General features: G+C 51.9%; 19 protein-coding genes. 17 read left to right on the top strand and 2 right to left on the bottom strand.

From position 1 onward, the window contains the following. Positions 1-210 precede the first annotated feature (210 nt). The 5 genes from SE18_RS27670 (at position 211) to SE18_RS26045 (ending at position 7,747) form a co-directional block, all read left to right on the top strand. Complete coding sequence (locus SE18_RS27670) at positions 211-1,623, top strand: DNA/RNA non-specific endonuclease (protein ID WP_160319560.1); 1,413 nt, start codon at positions 211-213, stop codon at positions 1,621-1,623. Between the two features lie 171 nt (positions 1,624-1,794). Next, positions 1,795-2,697, top strand: coding sequence for an ABC transporter ATP-binding protein (locus SE18_RS26030; protein ID WP_054537402.1), 903 nt, complete (start codon positions 1,795-1,797; stop codon positions 2,695-2,697). After that, on the top strand, positions 2,694-3,932 hold the full coding sequence (locus SE18_RS26035) for an ABC transporter permease (protein ID WP_054537403.1): 1,239 nt from the start codon (positions 2,694-2,696) through the stop codon (positions 3,930-3,932). The genes SE18_RS26030 and SE18_RS26035 overlap by 4 nt, the downstream gene beginning before the upstream one ends. Further along, complete coding sequence (locus tag SE18_RS26040; RefSeq protein WP_054537404.1) at positions 3,922-5,208, top strand: ABC transporter permease; 1,287 nt, start codon at positions 3,922-3,924, stop codon at positions 5,206-5,208. Before SE18_RS26035 ends, SE18_RS26040 begins: the two co-directional genes overlap by 11 nt. A gap of 166 nt (positions 5,209-5,374) precedes the next feature. Next, on the top strand, positions 5,375-7,747 hold the full coding sequence (locus tag SE18_RS26045) for an alpha/beta hydrolase family protein (protein WP_054537405.1): 2,373 nt from the start codon (positions 5,375-5,377) through the stop codon (positions 7,745-7,747). Positions 7,748-7,797: 50 nt separating this feature from the next. On the opposite strand, the gene SE18_RS26050 is transcribed toward SE18_RS26045, so the two are convergent. Continuing rightward, positions 7,798-8,451, bottom strand: a complete 654-nt coding sequence (locus tag SE18_RS26050; protein ID WP_054537406.1) for a thiamine diphosphokinase — start codon at positions 8,449-8,451, stop codon at positions 7,798-7,800. Further along, positions 8,451-9,119, bottom strand: a complete 669-nt coding sequence (locus tag SE18_RS26055) for an HAD family hydrolase (protein ID WP_054537407.1) — start codon at positions 9,117-9,119, stop codon at positions 8,451-8,453. The genes SE18_RS26050 and SE18_RS26055 overlap by 1 nt, the downstream gene beginning before the upstream one ends. A gap of 103 nt (positions 9,120-9,222) precedes the next feature. Here SE18_RS26055 and SE18_RS26060 point away from each other — a divergent pair, with 103 nt between their 5' ends. The 12 genes from SE18_RS26060 to map all read left to right on the top strand — a co-directional run bounded on the left by SE18_RS26060 (position 9,223) and on the right by map (position 23,198). Next, positions 9,223-11,748 (top strand): glycosyltransferase, encoded by a 2,526-nt coding sequence (locus SE18_RS26060; RefSeq protein ID WP_054537408.1) that lies wholly within the window; start codon positions 9,223-9,225, stop codon positions 11,746-11,748. A 193-nt stretch (positions 11,749-11,941) separates the two neighbouring features. Further along, on the top strand, positions 11,942-13,102 hold the full coding sequence (locus SE18_RS27760) for a glycosyltransferase family 4 protein (protein WP_054537409.1): 1,161 nt from the start codon (positions 11,942-11,944) through the stop codon (positions 13,100-13,102). Positions 13,103-13,117: 15 nt separating this feature from the next. Continuing rightward, positions 13,118-13,993: a class I SAM-dependent methyltransferase gene (locus SE18_RS27765; RefSeq protein WP_054537410.1), complete on the top strand. Its 876-nt coding sequence runs from the start codon at positions 13,118-13,120 to the stop codon at positions 13,991-13,993. A gap of 21 nt (positions 13,994-14,014) precedes the next feature. After that, positions 14,015-16,057 (top strand): glycosyltransferase family 39 protein, encoded by a 2,043-nt coding sequence (locus tag SE18_RS26075; RefSeq protein ID WP_054537411.1) that lies wholly within the window; start codon positions 14,015-14,017, stop codon positions 16,055-16,057. Next, the gene (gene selB / locus SE18_RS26080) at positions 16,057-17,937 is read left to right on the top strand and encodes a selenocysteine-specific translation elongation factor (protein ID WP_054537412.1); all 1,881 of its coding nucleotides are present in this window, start codon (positions 16,057-16,059) and stop codon (positions 17,935-17,937) included. The genes SE18_RS26075 and selB overlap by 1 nt, the downstream gene beginning before the upstream one ends. Before the next feature lie 92 nt (positions 17,938-18,029). After that, positions 18,030-19,229 carry a zinc-dependent metalloprotease gene (locus SE18_RS26085; protein ID WP_170206292.1) on the top strand — a complete coding sequence of 400 codons (1,200 nt, stop codon included), beginning with the start codon at positions 18,030-18,032 and terminating at the stop codon, positions 19,227-19,229. A 98-nt stretch (positions 19,230-19,327) separates the two neighbouring features. Beyond that, the gene (locus tag SE18_RS26090; RefSeq protein WP_054537414.1) at positions 19,328-19,810 is read left to right on the top strand and encodes a hypothetical protein; all 483 of its coding nucleotides are present in this window, start codon (positions 19,328-19,330) and stop codon (positions 19,808-19,810) included. A 43-nt stretch (positions 19,811-19,853) separates the two neighbouring features. Then, positions 19,854-20,531 carry a maleylpyruvate isomerase family mycothiol-dependent enzyme gene (locus SE18_RS26095; protein WP_054537415.1) on the top strand — a complete coding sequence of 226 codons (678 nt, stop codon included), beginning with the start codon at positions 19,854-19,856 and terminating at the stop codon, positions 20,529-20,531. 10 nt (positions 20,532-20,541) lie between these two features. Continuing rightward, entirely contained in the window at positions 20,542-21,030 is a 489-nt protein-coding gene (locus tag SE18_RS26100; RefSeq protein WP_054537416.1) for a hypothetical protein, read from the top strand. After that, positions 21,027-21,788 carry an MTAP family purine nucleoside phosphorylase gene (locus SE18_RS26105; protein WP_054537417.1) on the top strand — a complete coding sequence of 254 codons (762 nt, stop codon included), beginning with the start codon at positions 21,027-21,029 and terminating at the stop codon, positions 21,786-21,788. The genes SE18_RS26100 and SE18_RS26105 overlap by 4 nt, the downstream gene beginning before the upstream one ends. Then, positions 21,785-22,447: a phosphorylase family protein gene (locus SE18_RS26110; RefSeq protein ID WP_054537418.1), complete on the top strand. Its 663-nt coding sequence runs from the start codon at positions 21,785-21,787 to the stop codon at positions 22,445-22,447. The genes SE18_RS26105 and SE18_RS26110 overlap by 4 nt, the downstream gene beginning before the upstream one ends. Before the next feature lies 1 nt (position 22,448). After that, positions 22,449-23,198 carry a type I methionyl aminopeptidase gene (map, locus tag SE18_RS26115; protein WP_054537419.1) on the top strand — a complete coding sequence of 250 codons (750 nt, stop codon included), beginning with the start codon at positions 22,449-22,451 and terminating at the stop codon, positions 23,196-23,198. Positions 23,199-23,201: the final 3 nt, after the last annotated feature.

The following is a 23,201-nucleotide window of genomic DNA, read 5'->3' on the forward strand; positions in this document are numbered from 1 at the left end:
ATCAGGTCAGAAAATGCTATACTAGCCATGGACGGAACTCCTTCGGATGGTGGGTAAGCACTTCCATCGTGGGACTTCCGTCCTTGTTTGTCAAGCAATGCTTTCATCATAACTCACATCAAGCGTAAGTATGGTATTCTATAGTACCTACGCTCAGAGCAAAGCATAACAACCCTCCAGATCAGCAATTCCATTCTGAAAGGAACTTAAATGAAGGATCATCGGCTGATTACCCTGCTCGCGTTGTTCGTGATTATTCTTGCTGGGGCCAGCATGGTTCACCCGTTAGAGGCCAAAACTGTTAGTAGCGATAACTTGGTTTTGGGCAATCCTAGCGGGGCGGTCGCCAGCAGCAGCTATCCTACCAATTATTTGATTCAACGGAACCAATATGCGCTTTCGTATCATCGTGATAATGGCATCGCCAATTGGGTCAGTTGGCACCTCGATAGCGGCGATATTGGCAGCGCCTCACGCAGCGATTTCCAATCAGACAGTAGCTTGCCCAGTGGTTGGTATCGGGTCGCCACCGGCGACTACAGCGGCAGCGGCTACGATCGCGGCCACATGACTCCCTCCGGCGACCGCACCTCAAGCTCCAGCGACAACCAACCAACCTTCTTCATGACCAACATCATTCCCCAAGCTCCCGATAATAATCAAGGCCCATGGGTCGACCTCGAAACCTATGCCCGCGAGTTGGTTAGCGCAGGCAACGAGTTGTACATGATCACAGGTGGCGCTGGCTCACGCGGCACAATCGCCAACGGCAAAGTGCGCATCCCCAACTCAACTTGGAAAATCATTGTGGTGCTAAGCCAAGGCAGCAACGACCTGAGCCGCATCAGCAACAACACTCGCGTCATTGCAATCAACATGCCAAATGTGCAAGGCATTCGCGATAACGATTGGCGCGATTATCTGACCACGGTCGATGCGCTTGAAAGCTTGACTGGCTATAACTTTCTCTCGAATGTTTCAACCAGCATCCAAAGTGTGATCGAAGCGCGGATCGATGGCTCGACAACTCCTGTACCAACCGCCGTGCCAACCTCAGTGAGCAACCCAACCGCGACTCCAGTGCGCACGGCAACGCCCCCACCAAGCACAGGCTGTAGCTCAACGCGCTTGTTCTTCTCGGAATATGTTGAAGGCAGCGGCAGCAACAAAGCCTTGGAACTTTACAACAACACTGGAGCCAGTGTCAGCTTGAGCGGCTATAGCATCCAGCTGTATGCCAATGGCGCGACCAACGCCACTAGCAGCGTTAATTTGAGCGGCTCGCTGGCCAATGGCGCAACCTATGTGATTGCCAATGCCTCTGCTTCGAGTAGCCTCTTGAATCTGGCCAACATCACTAATGGCGTAGCCAACTTCAATGGCAACGATGCCTTGGTACTGACCTACAACGGCGCAGTTGTTGATAGCTTTGGCCAAGTTGGCAACGACCCAGGCATCAATGGTTGGGGTGGGTTGACCAGCGACCGCACATTGCGCCGCAAAGCAAGCATCGCCTCAGGCGACACCAATCGCAGCGATAGCTTTAGCCCAAGCAGCGCATGGGATGCCTATAGCAGCGATACCTTCAGCGGATTGGGCAGCCACAGCGTGAGCTGTCAATAACGCTTTAGACAATTTTCCTGAAACCAAGAACAGGCTACTGGAGTACTATCCAGTGGCCTGTTCGTCCTTAAGGACGAGAACGATTCGCCCTCGGATACCTGTTTGGAAATCGAACAGCCATGGTATGCTTAGGCTGTGGGTAGGCTCCTAGCCTACAGGAGGAAATGCTGGATGGCAATGTTAAATGTTGTAGATGTTAAAAAGTCTTTTGCGGGAACGCAAGCAGTTCGCGGAGTCAGCTTTAATGTTGAACCAGGCGAATTGTTTGGTGTACTTGGCCCCAACGGGGCTGGCAAAACCACCACGATCCGCATGATTCTCGATATTTTGCGCCCCGATAGTGGCTCGATTGAAGTCCTCGGCGGCCCAATGGACGAAAGTAAGAAAAACCGCATCGGCTATCTACCCGAGGAACGCGGCCTCTATCGTAACCTCAAAGTTATTGATTGTATGGTCTACTTGGCAACTCTCAAAGGCATCGAACGCAACGAGGCTCGCAAAAGGGCCAGTGCTTATCTCGAACGGGTTGAACTCGGCCATGTCGCCCAGAAAAAAGTCAGCGAACTGAGCAAAGGGATGCAGCAAAAAGTGCAATTTGGCACGACGATTTTGCACGAGCCAGATATCGTAATTATCGACGAACCCTTTGAAGCACTCGATCCGGTCAATACGCGTATGGTTAAAGATTTATTGTTTGATATTCGGCGTGAAGGCCGCGCGGTGCTGATGTGCACCCACCAAATGCACCTGATCGAAGAGATGTGCGACCGGATTGTGATGTTCAATCGCGGCGAAATTGTTTTGAATGGCACCTTGCGCGATGTACGCCGCCGCTTCGCTCCCAACGCAGTTTGGGTTGAAGGCAATGGTTCGTTCGATAATTTGCCTGGCATCGAGAGCGTGCAAACTGAGAATGGCCAAGTGCAGCTCAATCTGCAAGCTGGCACCAGCCCTCAAAGCGTCTTCCAAGCCTTGGCAAGCCGTGGCGACACCAGCATCGATCGCTTCGAAGTGGCGATTCCGTCGCTTGACGACATTTTCGTGCGGGTCGTCAATGGGGAGCGTGGCCAATGAGCAAGGCAAAATGGTGGACCATCGCCGCTCATGAATATGCAGTTCATGCCAAACGCAAAGGTTTTTTGATTGCCACCTTTGGCACGCCGCTCTTGCTAGTGGCAATCTTCGCGGCAATCTTTGCCTTTATTGCCTTTGGTGATCAAAGTAATAGCCTTGGCGTGGTTGACCAAGCAGGCATCACCCAAAAACTGCCTGCTACAGTCACGATCACCGATACCTTGCGCAAAGATGTGGCGGTTATTCGCTTTGATGATGAAAATTTAGCCAAAGCGGCGCTCAGTAAGCAAGAAATCGATGGTTATGTCGTTATTCCAAGCGATTATCTGCAAAGCGGAGCCTTGCGCGGCGTTGCCAACGAAGGCAATTTGAGCAGCGATGCCCGTGATCGTTTCAAAGATTACATGCAAAAAGCCTTGATTAGCAATCAACCATCGTTGAATGATCAACGAGCGCTTGAGCCAATTGATCAGGTCTACAATCGCAAGCCAAATAGCGCTGTTGAAACCAGCGAAGGCCAAGGGATTTTGCTCTTTTTCGCGCCCTATCTGTTTGGCATTTTCTTCTTTATCGCTGTGTTTAGCTCAAGTGCCTACTTGATGACTGCCTTGGTTGAAGAAAAAGAATCACGGGTGATGGAGATTTTGGCGACCTCGTTGCGACCATTTGAGCTGATGGTTGGCAAAATTGTCGGCCTTGGTTTAGTTGGTTTAACCCAAATTAGCATTTGGGTGGGCACAGCGCTGCTTGCCTTCACAATTGCCCGCGCCAACATCGAAGGTATGGCCAATTTGACCTTGCCAACCAACGTCTTGTTGATTGGGGCAGTGATGTTTGTGCCAGCCTATCTGATGGTTGCTGGAGCACTCGGCGCAATTGGCGCAAGCGTTTCAGCAGTCCAAGAAGGCCAGCAATTCTCGGGCATTATCTCGATCTTGATGATTTCGCCAGTCTGGTTTATCAACATGATTATTGAAAACCCGAATGGCCCCTTAGCCCTGTTCCTGAGCCTGTTCCCCTTCACAGCGCCCATTGTTATGATGCAGCGGGTTGCGTTGGTCAGCGTGCCAGCATGGCAAATTGGGCTATCAGTGCTGTTATTGGTTGGCATGGCTTTCGTAATGATTTGGCTTTCAGCCCGAATTGTGCGGGTTGGAATGTTGCGCTATGGCAAACGGCTTACATTGACCGAAATTCGCCGCGCATTGAGCCTTGGAGGTCAGCATGGCGAATAAAATGCTCAGTGTCGCCCAAAATGAATTTATTAAACACATTCGTAAACCAACCTTTTGGCTCGCGGTTTTCGGCATGCCCCTGCTGATTGCAGTGGTTGGCTTTTTTAGCCAATCCAGCAACAATAATAATCGCAGTGGGTTTGCAGTGCCAGGCTTGGGCGACCCAGCCAAAATCAACGAAGATATTCTTTCGGGCAAGCTTAAAATTGGCTTTGTTGACGAAAGCGGCGTGATTAAAGGCATTCCCAGCAGCTTCGATCCGCAAACCGCCTCGTTGTATATCCAATACCCCGATGTGGCCCAAGGCTTGGCAGCCATGGAAAAAACCGATATTCCAGCCTTGTATGTGATTCCAAGCGATTACTTGGCCACAGGCAAGGTGCAGCGCTATAGCAACCAAGTTAATCCATTTGGCGATTCGCTCCAATCGTCATTGGTCGAATTATTACTAAGCACCAGTTTGTATCCCGATAACGGTAGCAGTTACGCCTTTTTGCTCCAGCAGCCAACCACCCAACTCAAAGTTGAGGGGCCTGATGGGCCGATCAACAAGGCGACAAACGAAGGCGAACGCATGCAATCGGCCTTTGTTTTAGGTATGGGCCTGGCCTTATTGCTCTATATTTCAATCTTCTCATCGGCCAACTTGCTGTTGCAATCGCTGATTGAAGAAAAAGAAAATCGGGTAATCGAGGTGATGCTTTCGTCGTTGCGGCCCCGCAGCTTGTTGCAAGGCAAGATTCTTGGTTTGGGCCTGTTGGGCCTAGTTCAAGTTGCAATCTGGATTACGATGGGCGCGGTTATTACGGGCCAAGGTGCAGCCTTGGGCAGTATGATGGCCAATGTCGAAATTCCAGTTAGCGCATGGTTGCTGGCCTTGCTGAGTTTTGTGCTTGGCTATGCCATGTATGCCTCACTGATGGCGGGCATTGGGGCCGTCGCCAATACAATGCGCGAAAGCTCACAGCTGACGGTGATTGTTGGCTTGCCAATTATTATCCCGTTGATGTTTTTGAGCGTGATTATCGAGCAACCAAATGGTGGCCTGACCACGGGCCTGAGTCTCTTCCCATTGACTGCACCAGTTGTGTTGACGATTCGTAGCGTCTTGACCAGCGTGCCACTCTGGCAAGTTGGGCTGTCGCTTGGATTAATGGTCTTGACCGTGCTTGGCTTGCAATTTGTCACCGCGCGCATGTTTCGGGCGAGCACCTTGTTGCGCGGCAGCAAAGCCTCATTTGGCGCAATGTGGCAAGCCTTACGCCAAGGAGAATAGGCTGCAACAATCAAATTGCTGGCGGCGTTAATTAATCCGAGAGCAATTTTGCCAAATTGCTCTCGTTTTTTAGCAGCAAATCTGCTAAAGTAGATTCCTGAGTTGGAACTTGTTCGTTTGTTGGGTTTTGTGTGGAAGAGCTTTGCTCTAGGAGGAACCTAGCGTTATGCGAAAACGCATCGGCTTAATACTGGCCTTGCTGGCAGTTTTGTTCACAACAATGCCTGCAGCAGCAGAAATTGTCAATGTCCCCTACTACGAAGAACCAGAATTTTTGCTCGACGACGAAGAGTTGTTGAAACTTGCCCAACTGCAAGCCAACACCTACCCAGGCGTTGGCACCACGATCAGCCCCGATGACACCACCGTGTTGATTGGCAACTATCGCTACAGCGATACAGGCTCAGCCTTCTTGAATGTTGTGGATGGCTCAATCGTGCCAGTTCAACCATTGCAATTGCCAGAAGATAGCGAATTCTTCCCTATCGCTGCAACCGAAATGGTTTGGCTCGATAATGACCATGTTGGGCAAGTCTTGTATGACCTGTTCATGGGTGGCATGGTGCTGTCAATTGAGCGCAGCACTGGTGCAACCAACCTGTATCCAGTCAATATGCCCTTCATTCCATTATCAATTTCACCCAACGCCTCAAGCTTATTGGTTGTGACCTTCGAGCAAGCTGAACTCGAAGTCATGCGCCAAACGCCTGATTCGGTCAAATTGCCGTTCAGTGTCGAAGCGCCAAAAACGACCATGGAACGGGTCAAACCAAAAGATCGGGTTGCCTACTACGCCCATACCGACTCACGTGGCCGGATGAGCGAAGAAACCCTTGATTTGGCAGTTTTCGACCTGAACACTGGCTCATTAACCCCATTGTACAGCGTGCCCGACCACACCTTGCTCTACGATTATGCTTGGTCGAAAGATGGTAGCAAGCTGGCCTTGATTCGCGATAGCGTGATTTTGGGCGAAGGCTTTGGCGAAAAACGCTTGGTTGACATTATGACCCAAGATGCTCTTGGCGGTCTGTCACCCAAGGATAACCCACTCTTCACCCAAAATGTGCTCGATACCTTCGATCTGACAACTGGCAACTTCAAGCCTGAAGCTTGGCGGGCAGTCGATGGCGATGGTCGGGTTGTGCGCGACATCGAATGGAGCACCGACGGCCAACGCTACATCGTGCGCTTGGAACGCCCAGCACGCATTGCTGGACGGCCAAACCCAACCTATATCTTCCCAGATATGGCGAGCTACGAATTCCACAGCGTTGATGGCACGTTGTTGCGCGAATTGTACACGCCAGAGTTGCAAACTCCTGACGCGTCAGCAATCAAGTTCCTATCACCAGATGAGGTCTTGTTTAATACCGTCACTGGTACCAACCAAGCCTTGTACTACTTCAACCAAGGTTCAGGTGAGTTCCGCAAGATCTCAACCATGGATGGCACCTACTTCGGCGCTATCAGCACCAACCTGACCCAACAATTGATCTTCAGTTATATGTCGTTCAGCCAGCCAGCTGATATTTATCGCATGAACTGGAATGGCCAAGCCTTGAGCCGCTTGACCTGGGGTAACGGCGAGCTTGAAAAACTCAACAATGTGCGGGTTGATAGCGTTTCGTTTACCGTCAACAGTGGTGCCCAACGCAACGGCTTCTTGATCCAACCAGGTGGCGCTGAATTCCCACCAAAAGATGTGCCAATTGTGTTCTGGCAAGAAGGTGGTCCACGCTCAACCATGACCCAATTCTTTGCTGCCAACACGGAAAACCCCTACAACTTGTTGCCAAACTTTGGCATCGCTGTGTTGTATGTGCCTCTTCCAGGCCGCTTAGGCTTCGGGCCAGAATTCTTGAACGCCTTGGCTGATAACGACAACTTCGGCAAAATCGACATCGACGAAGGTGCCGAAATTGTTGGCCAAGCAATCTCACGCGGTTGGACGTCACAAAGCAAAATTGGGGTTACTGGTTGTTCATACGGCGGCTATTTCAGCGCCCAAAGTATCACCCGCCACCCAACCCGCTACGCTGCTGCCAACCCACAATGTACCTTGTTGAACAATGCCAATGAATTCCACTTTGGCTTGGGGCCATTAATTGCCTACCTCGAAGGTGGCTCACCAATGGATAAGCCAGCTGAATACGCCGAAGATTCGCCATTGAATCGGGCTGACCGCGTGCGCACCCCAACCCTGTTGTTCCATGGCGAATTCGACTTCTTGCCAGTCAAGTATGCAGTCGATTTCCATGATCAAATCGAAATTCAAAAGCATCGGGTCAAGTTGGTCACCTATGAGCTCGAAGGCCACGGCCTGAGCGAGCCAGCTAACCAATTCCGCGCTGCTCAAGAGCAAATCTTGTGGTTCCGCCAATATTTGAGCGGTAACCCAAGCGTTGCTGGCGAGCCAGTCGTCGCCGATGCAGCAACCATGACGGTGCCTGAAACCACGAATGTAATCGTGTTTGAAGAAACCACCACGGTTGCCCCAAGTTTCCAACTCAGCAAAAACTGGATTGCTGCTCAGTAATTTAGTTGCATGCAACAAGCGGAGCCGTTATGGCTCCGCTTGTTTTTTGTTTAAGCTAAATAGCCCGCCTGCAATTCGCGCTCGATTATCGCTAACAACAGCCCCGAGCGAATGCTCACCTGCGCGTTGGCCGCAGCAAATTCGTTGCTTACGCCACGTGCCGGACCAATCGGCAAATCCTCATCGCGCAAGGGATAGCGCAAGCCCTCAGTGCGCACGCCGCCAACATCGCCCAAGGGCAAGAGCGAAACCCGCAGGCCCACGTTGCCTTGAAATTCCAAATGCTGGCGAATCAAGCGCACTTCCCAAGCGCCATCAAGCAGCGCTACATCACGATCAATCAAAGCAGGATGGGTCAGCAACAATTGATTGGCCATGTGCATATCGGGGCGGCCACCAAGCGCCGCCAAAATGCGAATTTTATCTGCGCCACGTTCAACTGCTAGCAACAACGCCAATTCGAGATCGGTCTCGTTTTTGGCGGCAGGAAAGCGCAAAATTTCGACCTTGCGGGCTTGCATAATTTCCAACATGGCAGGCTGAATCGAATCCAAATCGCCAATAATCACATGTGGCGTAACCCCGTGATTGAGCGCATGGCGTGCCCCGCCATCAGCAGCAATCAATAAATCGGTGCTGCTCAACAAGGGCAATGCAGAGCGAATATCTGCTTGCGGTGCATCGGCCAGAATAACTGCTAGCATTAGGCTCCTTGGCTCAGTGGCGCTAAATCCAATAATTCAGTTAGCGAGCTAATCACATAATCGGTTTGCACCGCCCGCACTTTGGCGCCAGGCCGCTGCAACAGCACCGTGGTCATGCCAAATTTTGCTGCGCCAGCATGTTCTTGGGTGTCGCCATCACCAACATATACCACCTCGCGCGGGTCAACTCCAAGCGCATCGATCGCATGTTGGTAAATGCCAGGCTCGGGCTTGGCCGAACGCACATCGCAGGAGTAGGCAATTGCATCAAATAACTTGAGCAAGCCCAGCGGTTCCATCATCGGAATCGTCTCTGCTGAGCAATTGGTGACCAAGGCAATTTGGTGGCCCCGATCGCGCAAGGCTTGCAGGGTCGGAATGGTGTCGGGATAGACCCGCAGCGTGTTGAAAAACTCCAAGCGCTGTTTGGTCAAGGTCGCATGCACCTCAGGCGTGACCGTGATGCCCAAGTAGCTCAGCGTTTGGTCAACAATTTCCTCAGCTTGGCGATAGGTACCGACCATACGCGCTTGATACGAGCGCCCAGCAGCAGTATGAAAGGCATGATCGTCGATACCTAAGATTGGAGCCGCCAAGGTGGCCCAGTTGTAGCCAGGGTCTGGCTCGATCAAGGTAAAGTAAAGGTCAATAAAAATAGGTCGTGGCATAAACGCTCCGTCGCATAAAATAATCTTGCAGCTATTGTATGCAGATTGGCGTTTTATGGTACGATGCTGGCTGATTGTGGCCTTTAATTCCGAAGGGTTGTGCATGGATCGGCCAAGCGTTTCAATTATCGTGATCAATTTTAATGGTAAAAAACACCTTATTGCTTGTTTAACTTCCTTGCTTTCCCAGCGCTACCCAAGCAATGCGCTCGAGATTATTGTGGTCGATAATGCCTCACACGATGGCTCCTGCGACTTAATTCGCCAACAATTCCCCAGCGTCCGCCTCATCGAAAATCGCGATAATTTGGGCTTTGCGCCAGCAGTTAATCAAGCGGTGCGCTTGAGCCAAGCCCAATATGTGGCTTTGATCAACAACGATGCCAAAGCAGATCCCGCTTGGATCGCGCAGTTGGTGGCCGAGATTGAAGCGCATCGGGCAGAAAAGGTGATTGCCGTAGGCGCAAAAATGCTCGATTGGGAAGGCCAGCAGATTGATTTTATCCAAGCAGCATTAAATATTTTTGGCCATGGCAACCAACCCTTTACTCGCATGCCAGCCACCAGCGTTTTGGGCCAAGCTGGCCCGCAACTCTTTGCCTGTGGCGGGGCGATGCTGGCTGATCGCGCGGCATTTTTGGCAATTGGCGGCTTCGATGAAAGCTATTTTGCCTATTTCGAAGATGTCGATTTTGGCTGGCGGGCTTGGTTGCTCGGCTATCAAGTGCGTTTTACCCCAGCTGCGGTGGTCTATCATCGCCAACATGCCACCGCCAACACCATGGGCGGGCATCAAATTCGCAGCTTGCTTGAACGCAATGCGCTGCGCACAATCATCAAACATTATGCAGACGAGCAACTGTGGCGGATTTTGCCAGCAGCCTTGTTGCTGATTATTCAACGCAGCTTGCTCGATGGCGCTGGCGGCTTTGATCGCAAAGAATTTGATTTGCGCCTGCGCAACCAAGGCGACCAAACCAGCACGATGCACGTCCCTAAAATTATGTTGAGTTATATCGCGGCCTTGGGCGATGTGCTCGATGGCTGGGATGCGCTGTGGGCTGAACGCCAACGCATTCAGCAATTGCGCCAACGCAGCGATGCTGAACTTTTTACCTTATTTGAACAACCATTTGGCTTGATCGATATTGATATTCAATTACATATGCAACAACAAACCATGGTTGAGAGTTTTAAATTGCGAGAACTTATGCCGCACCCAACCACCAACGTGCTGATCATCAGCATTGATCCATTGCAAGCAGCCTTGGCCGGGCCAGCAATTCGCAGCGTGCAAATTGCCAAACAACTCAGCCAACATTGCAAAGTCGTGCTCGCCGCGCCAGATCGGGCTGATTTGACGATTGCCAATGTGCAAACCATCGCCTTCCCTAGCAATGATGGCACAAGTTTGGGCGAGTTGGCGCTGAATGCAGAAGTGATTATCGTGCAAGGCTACAGTTTACAAAAATATCCCCAATTGCTGAATGCAGAACGCATTTTGGTGGTTGATCTCTATGATCCCTTCCATTTCGAGGCGCTTGAGTTGGCCGAACGCCGGGGCATGAGCCTTGAACGAGCAATTGAGGTCAACGATGCCAGCGTTGAAGCCATCAGCGAGCAATTAGCCTTGGGTGATTTCTTTATCTGTGCCAGCGAGCGCCAGCGCGATTTGTGGCTGGGCGCGTTGACCGTGAGCAAGCGCCTAACGCCCGAGCACTATCGCAATGATCCAACCTTGCGCAAATTGATCGACCTTGTGCCATTTGGCTTGCCAAGCGAGCCACCGCAAGCAACCCAGCCCGTGATGCGCGGCGTAATTGAGGGCATTAATCACGATGATGTGATTGCATTATGGGGTGGAGGCATCTGGGAATGGCTTGATCCCTTGACAATTATTCGGGCCATGGCTGAATTGCAGCAGAGCCACCCGCAGTTAAAATTGGTCTTTATGGGTGGTCAGCACCCAAATAGCCACGACGTTGGCGTGATGCAGCGCTATACCGAGGCCGTTGATCTCGCCAAAGGGCTTGGTTTATATGCCAAAACCGTCTTTTTCAACCAAACATGGGTTGAATATGATCAACGGGTCAACTATTTGCTCGAAGCTGATCTGGGTGTTAGCGCCCACCATAACCATACAGAAACCCGCTTTGCCTTTCGCACGCGCTTGCTCGATTATCTCTGGGCTAGTTTGCCGATGATTGTCTCTGCAGGCGATAGTTTGGCCGATGTGGTGCAGCAAGAGCAACTTGGCCACGTAGTAGCGATTGAGGATGTGCAAGGCTGGGTCGCGGCCTTGGCTCACGCAGCTGAGAACCGTCCAAATCGTGAGCAACGCCAAGCTCAATTTGCCCACGTGCAACAAACCTATACTTGGCAGCAAGCCTGTGCGCCGTTGATTGCGTTTTGCCGCCAACCGCAGTATGCCGCCGACAAACGCCGCAATGTTAAGGCCCAAAGCAAGCAACCAGGCCACACCAGCATGCGCTACCGCATGGATGAGCTTGATCGGGTTGTAGCCGAGAAAAACGAGCATATCGCTCACCTCGAACAGCATATCAAAGGCATGGAAAATGGCAAGGTCATGCGCCTATTGCGCTGGCTCAATCGTTTGCGAAAACGTTAAGTGGTAAAGCTTTTTAACCACGAAGAACCCGAAGAGCACGAAGATGGGGCTATGGGCATGGGCGCTGGGTCTAAGCCGAGCACCCTATCCCCAGCCCCCGAACCCTGATCCCTATGTTCTTTGTTCTATGCTCTATGTTCTAAATGGATAGGGTATAATAACCACGTTTAACTAGTATGGCTGGAATTTTCCCATGAAAATATTATCTGCCTTGACCTACTACGCGCCGCACTGGACGGGCTTGACGATGCACGCCCAACGGGTGGCTGAAGGACTCGCAGCTCGTGGACATCACGTCACTGTCTTAACAATCCAGCATGAGCCAACGCTGCCAACTGAAGAAATCTTGAATGGCGTGCATGTATTGCGGCTCAAGCCTGCGGCCCAAATTAGCCGAGGCATGCTCGCACTCAACTTTCCATTTGTCGCTGCCAAATTGATTCGCAGCCACGATGTGGTGCACGTGCACACGCCTCAGCTTGAGGCTTTATTGCTTTCAGGCTTATGCCGCGTGCTGAATAAGCCACTGCTGATGAGCCATCATGGCGATTTGGTCATGCCTACTGGGTTGGTCAATCGGGCGATCGAAAAGGTGATGATTGGCCAAATGGTGCTGGCTGGCAAATTAGCCCGCCGCGTCAGCGCCTATAGCCGCGATTACGCCGCACATTCCAGCTTTTTACAAAAATTCAGCAAAAAATTGACCTATATTTACCCACCAGTCGAGTTGCCAACGCCAATTCCTAGCCAAGTTGCGGCCTGGAAAGCGGAACTTGGGATTAGCGATAAGCCAATTGTTGGCTTTGCTGGGCGCTTCGTCGAAGAAAAAGGCTTTGATTTCTTGCTCAAAGCCATGCCAATGATCGCCGAGGTCTTTCCCGAGGTGCGCTTTGTATTTGCTGGTGAGCACAAAATGGTCTATGAAGATTTTTATTCAGCGTGTTTGCCCATGATCGAGCAAAACCGCGAGCGGATTGTGTTCCTTGGCTTGTTGCGTGATCCTCAAAAACTGGCTAATTTTTATGCCATGTGCGACTTATTTACCTTGCCAAGCCGCACCGATTGTTTGGCGATGGTCCAGATCGAGGCCTTGTTGGCAGGCACGCCGCTGGTGACCAGCGATATCCCAGGCGCACGGGTCGTAGTCCAAGAAACTGGGTTTGGGCGCTTGGTAGAGGCCCAAAATCCGCGCGCCTTGGCCGATGGCATTATTGAAGTGCTGAAAAATCCCCAAGCCTATAAAGTTCAGCCTGCCAAAGTGGAGCAAGTTTTCTCAGTAAAAGGCATCCTCGATAGCTACGAACGGACGATGGCCGAAATGTGTGGCCAGCCCGTTTCAGCATCGGTTGTATAAGAAAGAGCAATCACTATGACTGAACAACCTTACGCCCCTTTAGCGCCCCACGATGCAGCGCTGATGGATACAATGCTGCGCAACGAGGCCGACCCAGCCTATAGCCGCCGCGCCCGCCGCTTGATGCAATATCTCGATTTGCAAGCTGGCGATACGGTGCTCGATTGCGGTTGTGGCTATGGGTTCTACACCTTGATGATCGACAAGCTGCGTGATTTGCACGTCGTTGGCTTCGACGAGGCCTTTGATCGCTTGTTGGTTGGCCAAGAGCATGCCAAACGGGCGACGTTTGTGCGCGGCGATGGCCAAGGCATGCCTTTTGCCGATAATAGCTTCGATAAAATTCTGCTCTCGGAAGTGCTCGAACACATTCCCGATCAACAAGCAGCCTTGCACGAATTGCGCCGCATTCTCAAGCCAGGCGGCATTTTAGCCATCTCGGTGCCGCACGCCAATTATCCATTGTGGTGGGACCCAGCAAGCTGGATCTGGACGCGGCTTGGTGGTAAGCCCTTTACCCACACCAAATTTGGCAGCATTTGGGAAAACCACGTGCGCTTGTATGAACCAGCTGAATTGGTACGCCAAGTGCGCATGGCCGATTTCGAGGTTGAATGCTGCGAAGAAGCCACCCACTACGCTATTCCCATGACGCCGTATGTGGTTTATGGCATTGGCAAGCCCTTAATCGAATCGGGGATTTTGCCCGAACGCTGGATGAAGAGTGCCGATCGCATGCGCGGCGACCAAAATCAAGGCAGCAAATTGAACCCACTCAACTTGGCCCGTGGGATCATCAATTATGTCGACCAATTGAATGAACGCCCAGAAACCCTGCAAAAACGCAGTTTTGTGAATGTCTTTGTCAAAGCGCGCAAGCCCTTGAGTTAAGTCTTTCAGGAGATCGTTTCCATGCTACGAGGTGTCTTACCGAGCCAGCGCTTAGGCTGGCTTTGGCTCTTAGGCTTGCTTGGAACTGCCCTAGCGCTCATGATCAAGGTGCAAGCGAAGCTTCAGTTTCGTCAGCTTGATGGCGCAGTCTTGCTGGGCGCAGCAGTCAGCTTGGGCATTTGGTGGTGGTTGATCAAACGCCAACCACCAAAGCCAGATGTGCAGCCAACCCTCGCTCAGCGCCCAATCAAGCATTTAACCTTGCGTTTAGGCATCAGCGCCGTGGCAATGTTTAGTGCGCTCGTAGCATGGCATAATCTGTTTGGCAATGAATTTAATCCACTTTCAACATGGGCATGGCTGCTAGCAGTTGGCTTATGGCTCTTGGCATGGCTACCATGGCAACGCCCACGCCTACCCAAAGCCGATCGCGCCGAAACCAAACGGGCATGGCTGACCTTCGGCTGTTTACTGGCTGTAACTGCGGTTGGCTTATGGATGCGGCTCTATCGGCTTGATCAAATGCCCTACGACATGACGGTTGATCACGGCTGGAAGATGGAAGATGTTTACACCATTTTGCAGGGTGGTCGGCCTTTATTTTTGCCCAACAACACAGGCCGCGAACCAGGCCAATTCTATTACATCGCCACGTTGATTCGCTTTTTTGGCGTGCCCTTTGGCTTTATCGCACTCAAGCTTGGCAACGTAATTATCGGCACGTTGACGATTCCATTTATCTATTTATTTGCCCGCGAGCTTGGTGGGCGCAAACTTGGCATTTTGAGCGCGATGCTGTATGCCTTGGGCAAATGGCCGCTCGAAACCACGCGCATGGGCTTGCGCTTTCCCTATGCCACCTTGCCCGCCGCTTTGGTGTTGTGGTCGCTCTGGCGCTATGTGCGCTTGGGCAAACGCAGCGATGCCTTGCTGGTTGGTTTCTGGATGGGCATGGGCTTGTATGGCTATATTGGGGTTCGGGCTGTGCCATTCGTAATTGCCGCCGTCTTTGGCTTGATGGCCTTTGATCACCGCCGCCGCAACCGTAAGGGCTGGCTGACATTGCTCGGCCATGGCAGTCTAACCCTGATTACAACAGCGTTGATTTTCCTGCCGCTGGGCCATTTTATGCTCGATTATCCCGATGTTTTCTGGTTTCGCGTCAGCACGCGTACCAGCAACCATCTCGATGAGATTAGCCGTGAGTTTTGCCAAGATACCAGCAGCGAACGCGCCTGCGATATTAAAAAATTCGTCGCCAACAACGTCAATTTAGCGGTAGCTTTCAATTGGCGCGGCGATCGTAACGAAGTCAATAATGTGCGCTTCGACCCATTGCTGGATAAAGTTAGCGCAGCCTTGCTCTTGCTCAGCTTGCCAATCGTCGTTTGGCGCTTGTTCATCGAGCGCTCATGGCGTTGGTGGATGCTGGTGGTAAGTTTGCCGTTGCTTGGTTTGGCTACAACCCTCAGTTTGGCCTACCCGATTGAAAACCCGAGCGCTGCCCGCACTGGCGTGCTGATGCCCGTCATTTTCACTATGGCCGCCGCGCCCTTGGCCCTCGCAATTGAGTGGATCACCAAAGCCAAGCCGTTTGATCAATGGTGGCATGGCTCGCGAGCCGTGCAAGGCTTGCTTAGCGTTGGCATGGGCGTGTGGCTTTTGGCATGGGCTGGGCGCGAAAATTTCCAGCGTTACTTCGTCGATATGGCGCGCCAATATACGGGCTTTATTCCCAATAATCGTGAGGTTGCCGATGCAATTCGCTACTATCGCGATGCCCAAGGCGTGCCCTACGCCAATGCCTACCTCATGCTCAACAGCTATTTCTGGAAGGAATCGCGCAACATTAGCGTGCATTTGAACGATATGCAATGGTATGCCAGTAACACGATTAAGCCCGAAATGGAGTTGGTGGTGCCCGAAAAACGCCCAGTGATTATTGTGCTCAATCCTGATGATCAAGTGCATATTGAGCAATTGCAGCGCGAGCATCCTGAGGGCGAGTTGCGCCGCATCAGCAGTGCAGTTGGCAAAGATTTTCTTGTGTTTCACCTGCGCTGATGATTACGCTTGGCACTGCTGGCCATGTTGATCATGGCAAATCGAGCTTGGTTCAAGCCCTGACGGGCATCAATCCCGATCGTTGGGCCGAAGAGCAACGCCGCCAAATGACGCTTGATTTGGGCTTTGCATGGTTCAACACGCCTGCTGGCCATTCGGTCAATTTGGTTGATGTGCCAGGCCATGAACGCTTGATCAAACAGATGTTGGCCGGAGCAACTGGCTTTGACGGCGTGCTCTTTGTGGTTGCCGCCGACGAAGGTATGCAGCCGCAAAGCCACGAACATCTGCAAATTCTCAGCCACCTCGGCATCGATCAAGGGCTAATTGTGCTGAGCAAAAGCGATCTCGTCGATGCTGAATGGCTTGCATTTATCAGCAGCGAGATTCAAGCCCAAGTCGCCAATACCAGCCTTGCAAATGCGCCAATTGTGCCAGTTTCGGCCCGCACTGGCGCTGGCATGGCCCAACTGCACACAGCAATCGATCGCTTAATTAGCCAATTGCCAGCCCGCACAATCCAGCAACACACTCCACGTTTACCAATCGATCGGGTGTTTAGCATCGATGGCTTTGGCACAGTCGTCACGGGCACGCTGCGCGATGGCAATTTGAGCGTTGGCATGGAAATCGAAATTCAACCCCAACAGCTGCGTGGTCGAATTCGCGGCCTACAATCGCAACAAATCAGCCAGCAATCAGTCCAAGCTGGCATGCGCGTGGCAATCAATCTCAGCGGCATCGAGCGCCAACAGCTCAAACGAGGCGATGTTGTAACCTTACCCCATAGCTTTGCCCCAACTAATTTACTTGATGTGCTCGTTGCAACAACTGCCGATGCACCAACCCTAAGCCACAATATGCCGTTGCAGCTCTACCTTGGCAGCGCCGAAATCAGCTGTAGCTTGGCCTTGCTTGATCGTGATACGTTGCCAGCCGAGGCCCAAGCATTTGCTCAATTGCGCTTAAACCAAGCCAGCATCGCCCAACGCGGCGATCGCGGTATTTTGCGCCGAGCCTCGCCAGCAGCGACAATCGCAGGAATTAAGGTGCTCGATGCCCATCCCCAGCGCCATCGCCGCATGCGCCCAGCAGTAATCGCGCATTTGCAACAACTGGTTAGTGGCTTGCCGCATGAAATTCTGATTCAAGCGATCGCGCAGCAATGTTTACCCTGGCAGCAATTACAACAACGCAGTGGCTTGGATGCCCAAACCGCCTTAGAAGGCCTAACCACAGGCTGCAACAACGGCATGATCGTCATCGTCTCAGCAACACTGGCCACGCTCACGGTTAGCAGTTTAATCACCAGTTCAGGCTATTGGCAGCAAGTGCAAACCAAATTGCGCCAAATTCTCGCCGAGTATCATCAAACCTGGCCCTTGCGCCAAGCGATGCCCCGCGAGGAATTGCGTAAACGCATGGGCCTCGAAGCAAGTAGTTTCAGCCAAATTAGCCAAGCCTTAGCCACGCAGCCATGGCTCCAAATCGAAGCCAACCAGATTAAACTTGCTGACCATCAGGCCCAGCCTAGTCCCAGCCAACAAGGCCAAATTCAAGCCTTGCTAGGATTATGGCAGATCAATCCGGCCCTGCCGCCGAGCCGTGAACATTGGCCAAGCATCGATCAAGAACTTTGGCGGTATCTGTTGCAAACCAAGCAGCTGATCCAAATTGCGCCAGAGGTCTATTTCTTGCCAACCCACTATCAGCGCATGTACAGCTGGGTGCTGGCGCAACTCGCCAATGGCCAAAGCATCAGCCTTGCCCAAGCGCGCGATGCTTGGCAAACCAGCCGCAAATATGCCCAAGCCATGCTTGAGCACTGCGATCAACTGCGAATCACGCGGCGAGTTGGCGATGAGCGAGTGTCCTATTGAGCTTAACGAAGTGTTAGAAAAGCTTGGCAGCCCTAGCCCCGCCCAAATGCTCGTGTTATGCTGAAGCAATGGTGTTTGTGCCAGCGGAAAGGATGTCGAACGTGAGTACAAAACGTTTATCAATTAAACAACTTGGTAGTGTGCTTTTGATTAGTGCCGCCGCAGGCGCAGGCGCACGTTATCTCGCCAATAAAACTCGCCAACAAGGCCAAAAAATCTACGATTATACAACTCCCCAAAAATTAATCGATTGGTCGGTTGCGCGCACAATCGCCTTGCGCGTTTCGCAATGGCAGGAGCATCCGGTCGTCAATCGGGCTGAACGCCAAGCTGAATACGATCAGATGGTCGAGCGTAGCCAGCCCTTAATCGATGAATATTTGAATGTCAAGCTGCCTGAAACCCTTTCACGGGTCAAAGTCGTTGACCGCAAAGAATGGATCGATGCCAATTTGCGTTCGTTTGAGCGCTTGTTCGAGCCAATCGAAAAGCTGTATCGTCAAGCAGCCCAAAATGCAGGCCGCAATCCATCGGTTAATGCGATTAATCGGGCGTTTGTCGGCGCCCAAGTTGGGGCCATGGTTGGGGTTTTAGCTCGCAAGGTGCTTGGTCAATATGATTTGAGTTTGCTCTCGCCCCAAGCTGAGCCAGGCATGCTCTATTTTGTCGAGCCAAACATCGCCCGCGTTCAAGAAGGTTTAGGCGTTGATGACCATGACTTCCGCTTGTGGATTACGCTGCACGAAACCACTCACGCCTATGAGTTTGAAGCCTATGGCTGGGTGCGCGATCACTTCAGCAATTTGATTCAGCGCTATTTCAATGAGCTTGGCGGCCAGCTCGATGCCTTGCGCAATGGCTTTGGCAGCTTCATCAACCGTATTTTCAGCAACAGCAAAGACCAAACCGATGGCCATTGGATGGAGCAATTGCTAACTCCAACTCAGCGCCAAGTATTTAGTGAATTGCAAGCATTGATGTCGTTGGTTGAAGGCTATAGCAATCACATTATGAATGAAGTTGGTCGCGAAATTCTGCCAAACTTCGATCAAATTGAAGCGCGAATGAGCGATCGCAAAGAAAAACGCTCAATCTTCGATGAATTGTTCAACCGCATCACGGGCATGAGCCTCAAAATGCAGCAATACGAGCAAGGCGAGCGCTTTGTGAATGCCATTGCCGACCATGGTGGCAAGGATTTGGCAGCCCGCGTTTGGGAAGGCCCAGAAATGCTGCCAACCCTCGACGAAATTCGAAACCCGCAACTGTGGATCGCTCGCGTCGGGGTATAATTAAGCCGTTCAAGTGTTCCACCATGCTTCGATGATCAACATCGAGGCATGGTTTTTTGGTTAAAATACTGCTGCTCTTTTAGCCAATTAGGAATTGTATGCACCAATTGAATCAAGCCCAAGCAGCTTTACTTAGTGGCGATCTTGCTCGTGCGCGCAGCCAGCTGGCGCTTGTCATTCAACAAGAGCCAAATAATGTGTTGGCATGGCTCATGCTCAGCGAAGTTGTGCAGCAACCAGAGCGCCAACGCGAATGTTTGCAACGGGTTTTGGCGCTCGAACCACACAATCAAACCGCCCAAAAACGCCTAGCTGCAATCGATCAGCCAGCAATTGCCCCAGCCAAGCCAGCAATCGCCCCAAGCGCAGTTCAGAAGCTCAATCAGCAACCCCAACCAGCGCGCCAACCAAACACGAACCCTCCAGCAAACACCAGCTTAATCTCAATGCTAGGGATTGCAATCACCTTAGTTATTTTGTTAATTATAGCTGTGATGGTGTTGCGTGGAATCCCTGAAACCCCAAGCGAGCAGAGCCAAAGCCTGCAAGGATTGCTTGGCCTAGCCATCGCCCAAAGGTGAAGCATGATACAATATCATGAGAATTTTAGTGCTTGGAGTTGCCATGAATGCTTCGCAATTGCTTAAACAAGAACGCGCTGATGCCGTGGCATTACTTGAATCGTTAACTGAAGACCAATGGCAGGCGAGTACGCTCTGCGAAGGCTGGAACGTCACCGATTTGTTGGCGCATATGGTCGCCCGCGAATCGCAACCAATCCGCTTTATTGTGGCTGAATCAACCAAGGGCAAGCTCGGCGTGCACCCCGACGAGTTGATGCGCAAAGCGCGCAACCAAGGCCGCTTCAAATTATTGCAGCAATTTCGCAATGGCCCACCGCTGGCCTTTCGTTTGCCCGGGATTGCGTTGGCCAATTTTATCGAGCAATGGGTGCACAACGAAGATTTGCGCCGCGCAGGCTTGAACAAACCACGCATTTCCTCGCCAGCAGTGCAAAATCTGATTTGGAAAATGCTGCATATCAATGCGCGCATGATGTTGCGCTCATTCAAAACGCCAGGCGTTTTGAGCTTGGTGCGCCCCGATGGTCAGGCCTTGGCGTTTCAGGTTGGCGGCGCATTTCCCCGTCAAGCAGACCCTACCGCTGCTACCGTGAAGCTAATTGGCGAGCCAGGCGAGATTTTGCTGTATTTATTTGGCCGCAAAAGCGCCGCAAACGTGACGATCGAGGGCGATCAGCGCTTGGCCCAAGCCTTACGCGACACAACGATGGGGCTATAGGAGAGCAGCAATGCAACAGCGGAAGGTCGCTCATTATATTGTTACTGGATTAATGCTCATCCTTGGTTTGATCTTCGGTGCTTTCTTTGTGGTTTGGTGCGGCCTGTTGCGCTTTCTTTTTACCGAAGATGGCTGGACTGGGTGGTTTTTGCTGATTATGGCTGGCTTTATCGCATGGCGCGCCATCGAGGCTGGCCGCGATGCTTGGGATGGCTTGCCCAGCGCGCCACCAAGCGCGATTGCTGCCTTGTTGGCAACTCAATTTTTGTTTGTGGTGATTCAGGTGCATGCCCGCTGGTCAGGCCAAAGCACGGGCATCGATTTGCTCACAATTTTGCCGCATGCGCTGATTTTTGGCTGTATCGGCTTAATCTTCAGCCTCAATGGTCAATTTACTGGCCACCTGATCGAATATGCCGATGACGAATTTTTGGCTGAGCCAGCACCAAGCAATGAGCATGACGATGACGATGATTTGATGTATTTGGGGGGAGCATGATTTTATTGCTCGGTGGCACTGGCACCTATTTTCTCGACCTTGAGGCCACCTTGGGCGCTGGCAGCTACCAAACGCTGGAAACGCCCTATGGCACCGCAGGCTCAATCTATCAGCCAGCTCAGTTTGGCGGCAAAATTGGCCTTGCCTCGCGCCATGGCTGGGGTCGTTTAGATGTCTCGCCACCTTTCGTCAACAGCCGCGCCAACATTTGGGCCGCCAAAGAGCTTGGCTACAACCAGATTTTAAGCTGGAATGGGGTCGGCGCAATCAATCAACTCTTGCAAGTTCACGATTTAGTCGTGCTCAACTACGTGCTCAATGGCACCAAAACTCGCCCGATCAATTTTGCTGGCGATCGCCCAAGCCCAACAGCTTGGCAAATTCCGCAAGCTGTTTTCGATGTGGCGAGTGCTCAAGCGCTCTACCAGCAAGCCCGCAAGCAGCAAGCCCGCAGCTTCGATTGTGGCACTTACGCATGTTCGGAAGGTCCACGCCTAGAAACTGCCGCCGAAATTCGGGCTTGGGCCAATTTTGGGGCCGATGTGGTTGGCATGACTTTAGTGCCAGAGGTGTTGTTGGCTTACGAGTTAGGGATTAAATTTGCCTCGTTGGCCTATGTGACGAACTATGCGACCGGAGTTGAGCCAAGCGCAGGTGCACCACGCTTCTTTGGGGTTGAAGTGGCCCAAACATGTCTCCAAATTGTGCTAGCAACCGCAGAACAGTTGCTGGCAACTAGCGATATGAGCAACCAATGACGTTTACCATAACCTCACTTAATACGCCATTTGGGCTGGCGATGTTTGCCACAAAAAACAGCCCCAGCGGGACGCTCGCAATTTTGCTCGACGAACCAAACCCGCATGCGGCGCTGTATGCAGCCAAAACTCAAGGCGTAAGTTGGATTATCGAGGCCGTGAGCATGCTGCCATGTGATGGTCTGCTTCAGCCAGACGATATTCTGATTCCCGATCAGCTGGTCGATTTAACGCAGCAACGCGCATCGACCTTCTTTCGCAATCGTGGTTATGGCTTTGTTGGCCAAAACCCAGTCTGGTGTCCCGATTTGCGTTCCAGTTTATTAAGCGCTGCCCAAAGCGTCAGCCAACGGGTGTTTAGTCGTGGTACACTGGCGGTTGGCGAGGCCACTACGACGCTTGAGGCCGCCCAAAGCTGGCAAGCCCATGGCCTAAGCCAAAGCGCTGCCCCAGCGGCCTATCTCGCTAAAGAATTAGAATTATGCTACGCTGTCGTTGGCATTGTTGGCACGGCAGCCAGCACCCTTGGCAATACATTAATTGCGGCAGTCGCCCAGCACTTGCCTTCAAGCACAAGCTGCAACTGCCGCCAGACCATGCAATCGGCGCGCGATCGAGGCCTGATTGGCGACGATTGGCGAACATGGATTGGGGAATAAGATGGCACTCGTATTACGTAACAGCACACAAATCGAAAAAATGCGCACCGCTGGCCGTTTGGTCGCTCAAACCCATGCCATGCTGCGCGAATATGTCGTTCCAGGCGCAGTGTTGCTTGATTTGGATAAATTAGTTGAGGACTATCTGCGCGAGCATGGCGCAACGCCATCGTTTAAAAATTACAAAGGCTTTCCAGCCTCAACCTGTATTTCAATTAACGATGTGATTTGCCACGGGATTCCCGATAAATCGCGCTTGAAAGATGGCGATTTGGTGGCGATTGATATTGGCGCGTTTCTCGACGGCTGGCATGGCGATTCATGCGTAACCTACGCCGTTGGCAACATCGATGCTCAAAGCGAAAAGCTGATGAAAGCAACTGAAGAAGCCATGTGGCGAGGGATTGCCCAAGCCCGACCAGGCAATACGCTTGGCGATATTGGTGCCGCAATTCAAGAATATACCGAAAGCCAAGGTCTCTCGGTAGTACGCGAATATACTGGCCACGGCATTGGCCGCAACATGCACGAAGCACCAACCGTTTTACATTATGGTGAGTGGGGCAAGGGCTTACGCTTACGCGCTGGAATGACCTTCACCATTGAGCCAATGGTCAATCTTGGTAGTTACGCCACGCGTTTGCTTAAAGATGGCTGGACGGTTAAAACCGTCGATGGCTCGCGCTCGGCCCAATTTGAACATCAAATCGCTGTTACCGATGGCGATCCCTATATTTTAACGGTGCTGTAAACA

Source organism: Herpetosiphon geysericola (assembly GCF_001306135.1).
Classification (GTDB): Bacteria; Chloroflexota; Chloroflexia; order Chloroflexales; family Herpetosiphonaceae; genus Herpetosiphon; species Herpetosiphon geysericola.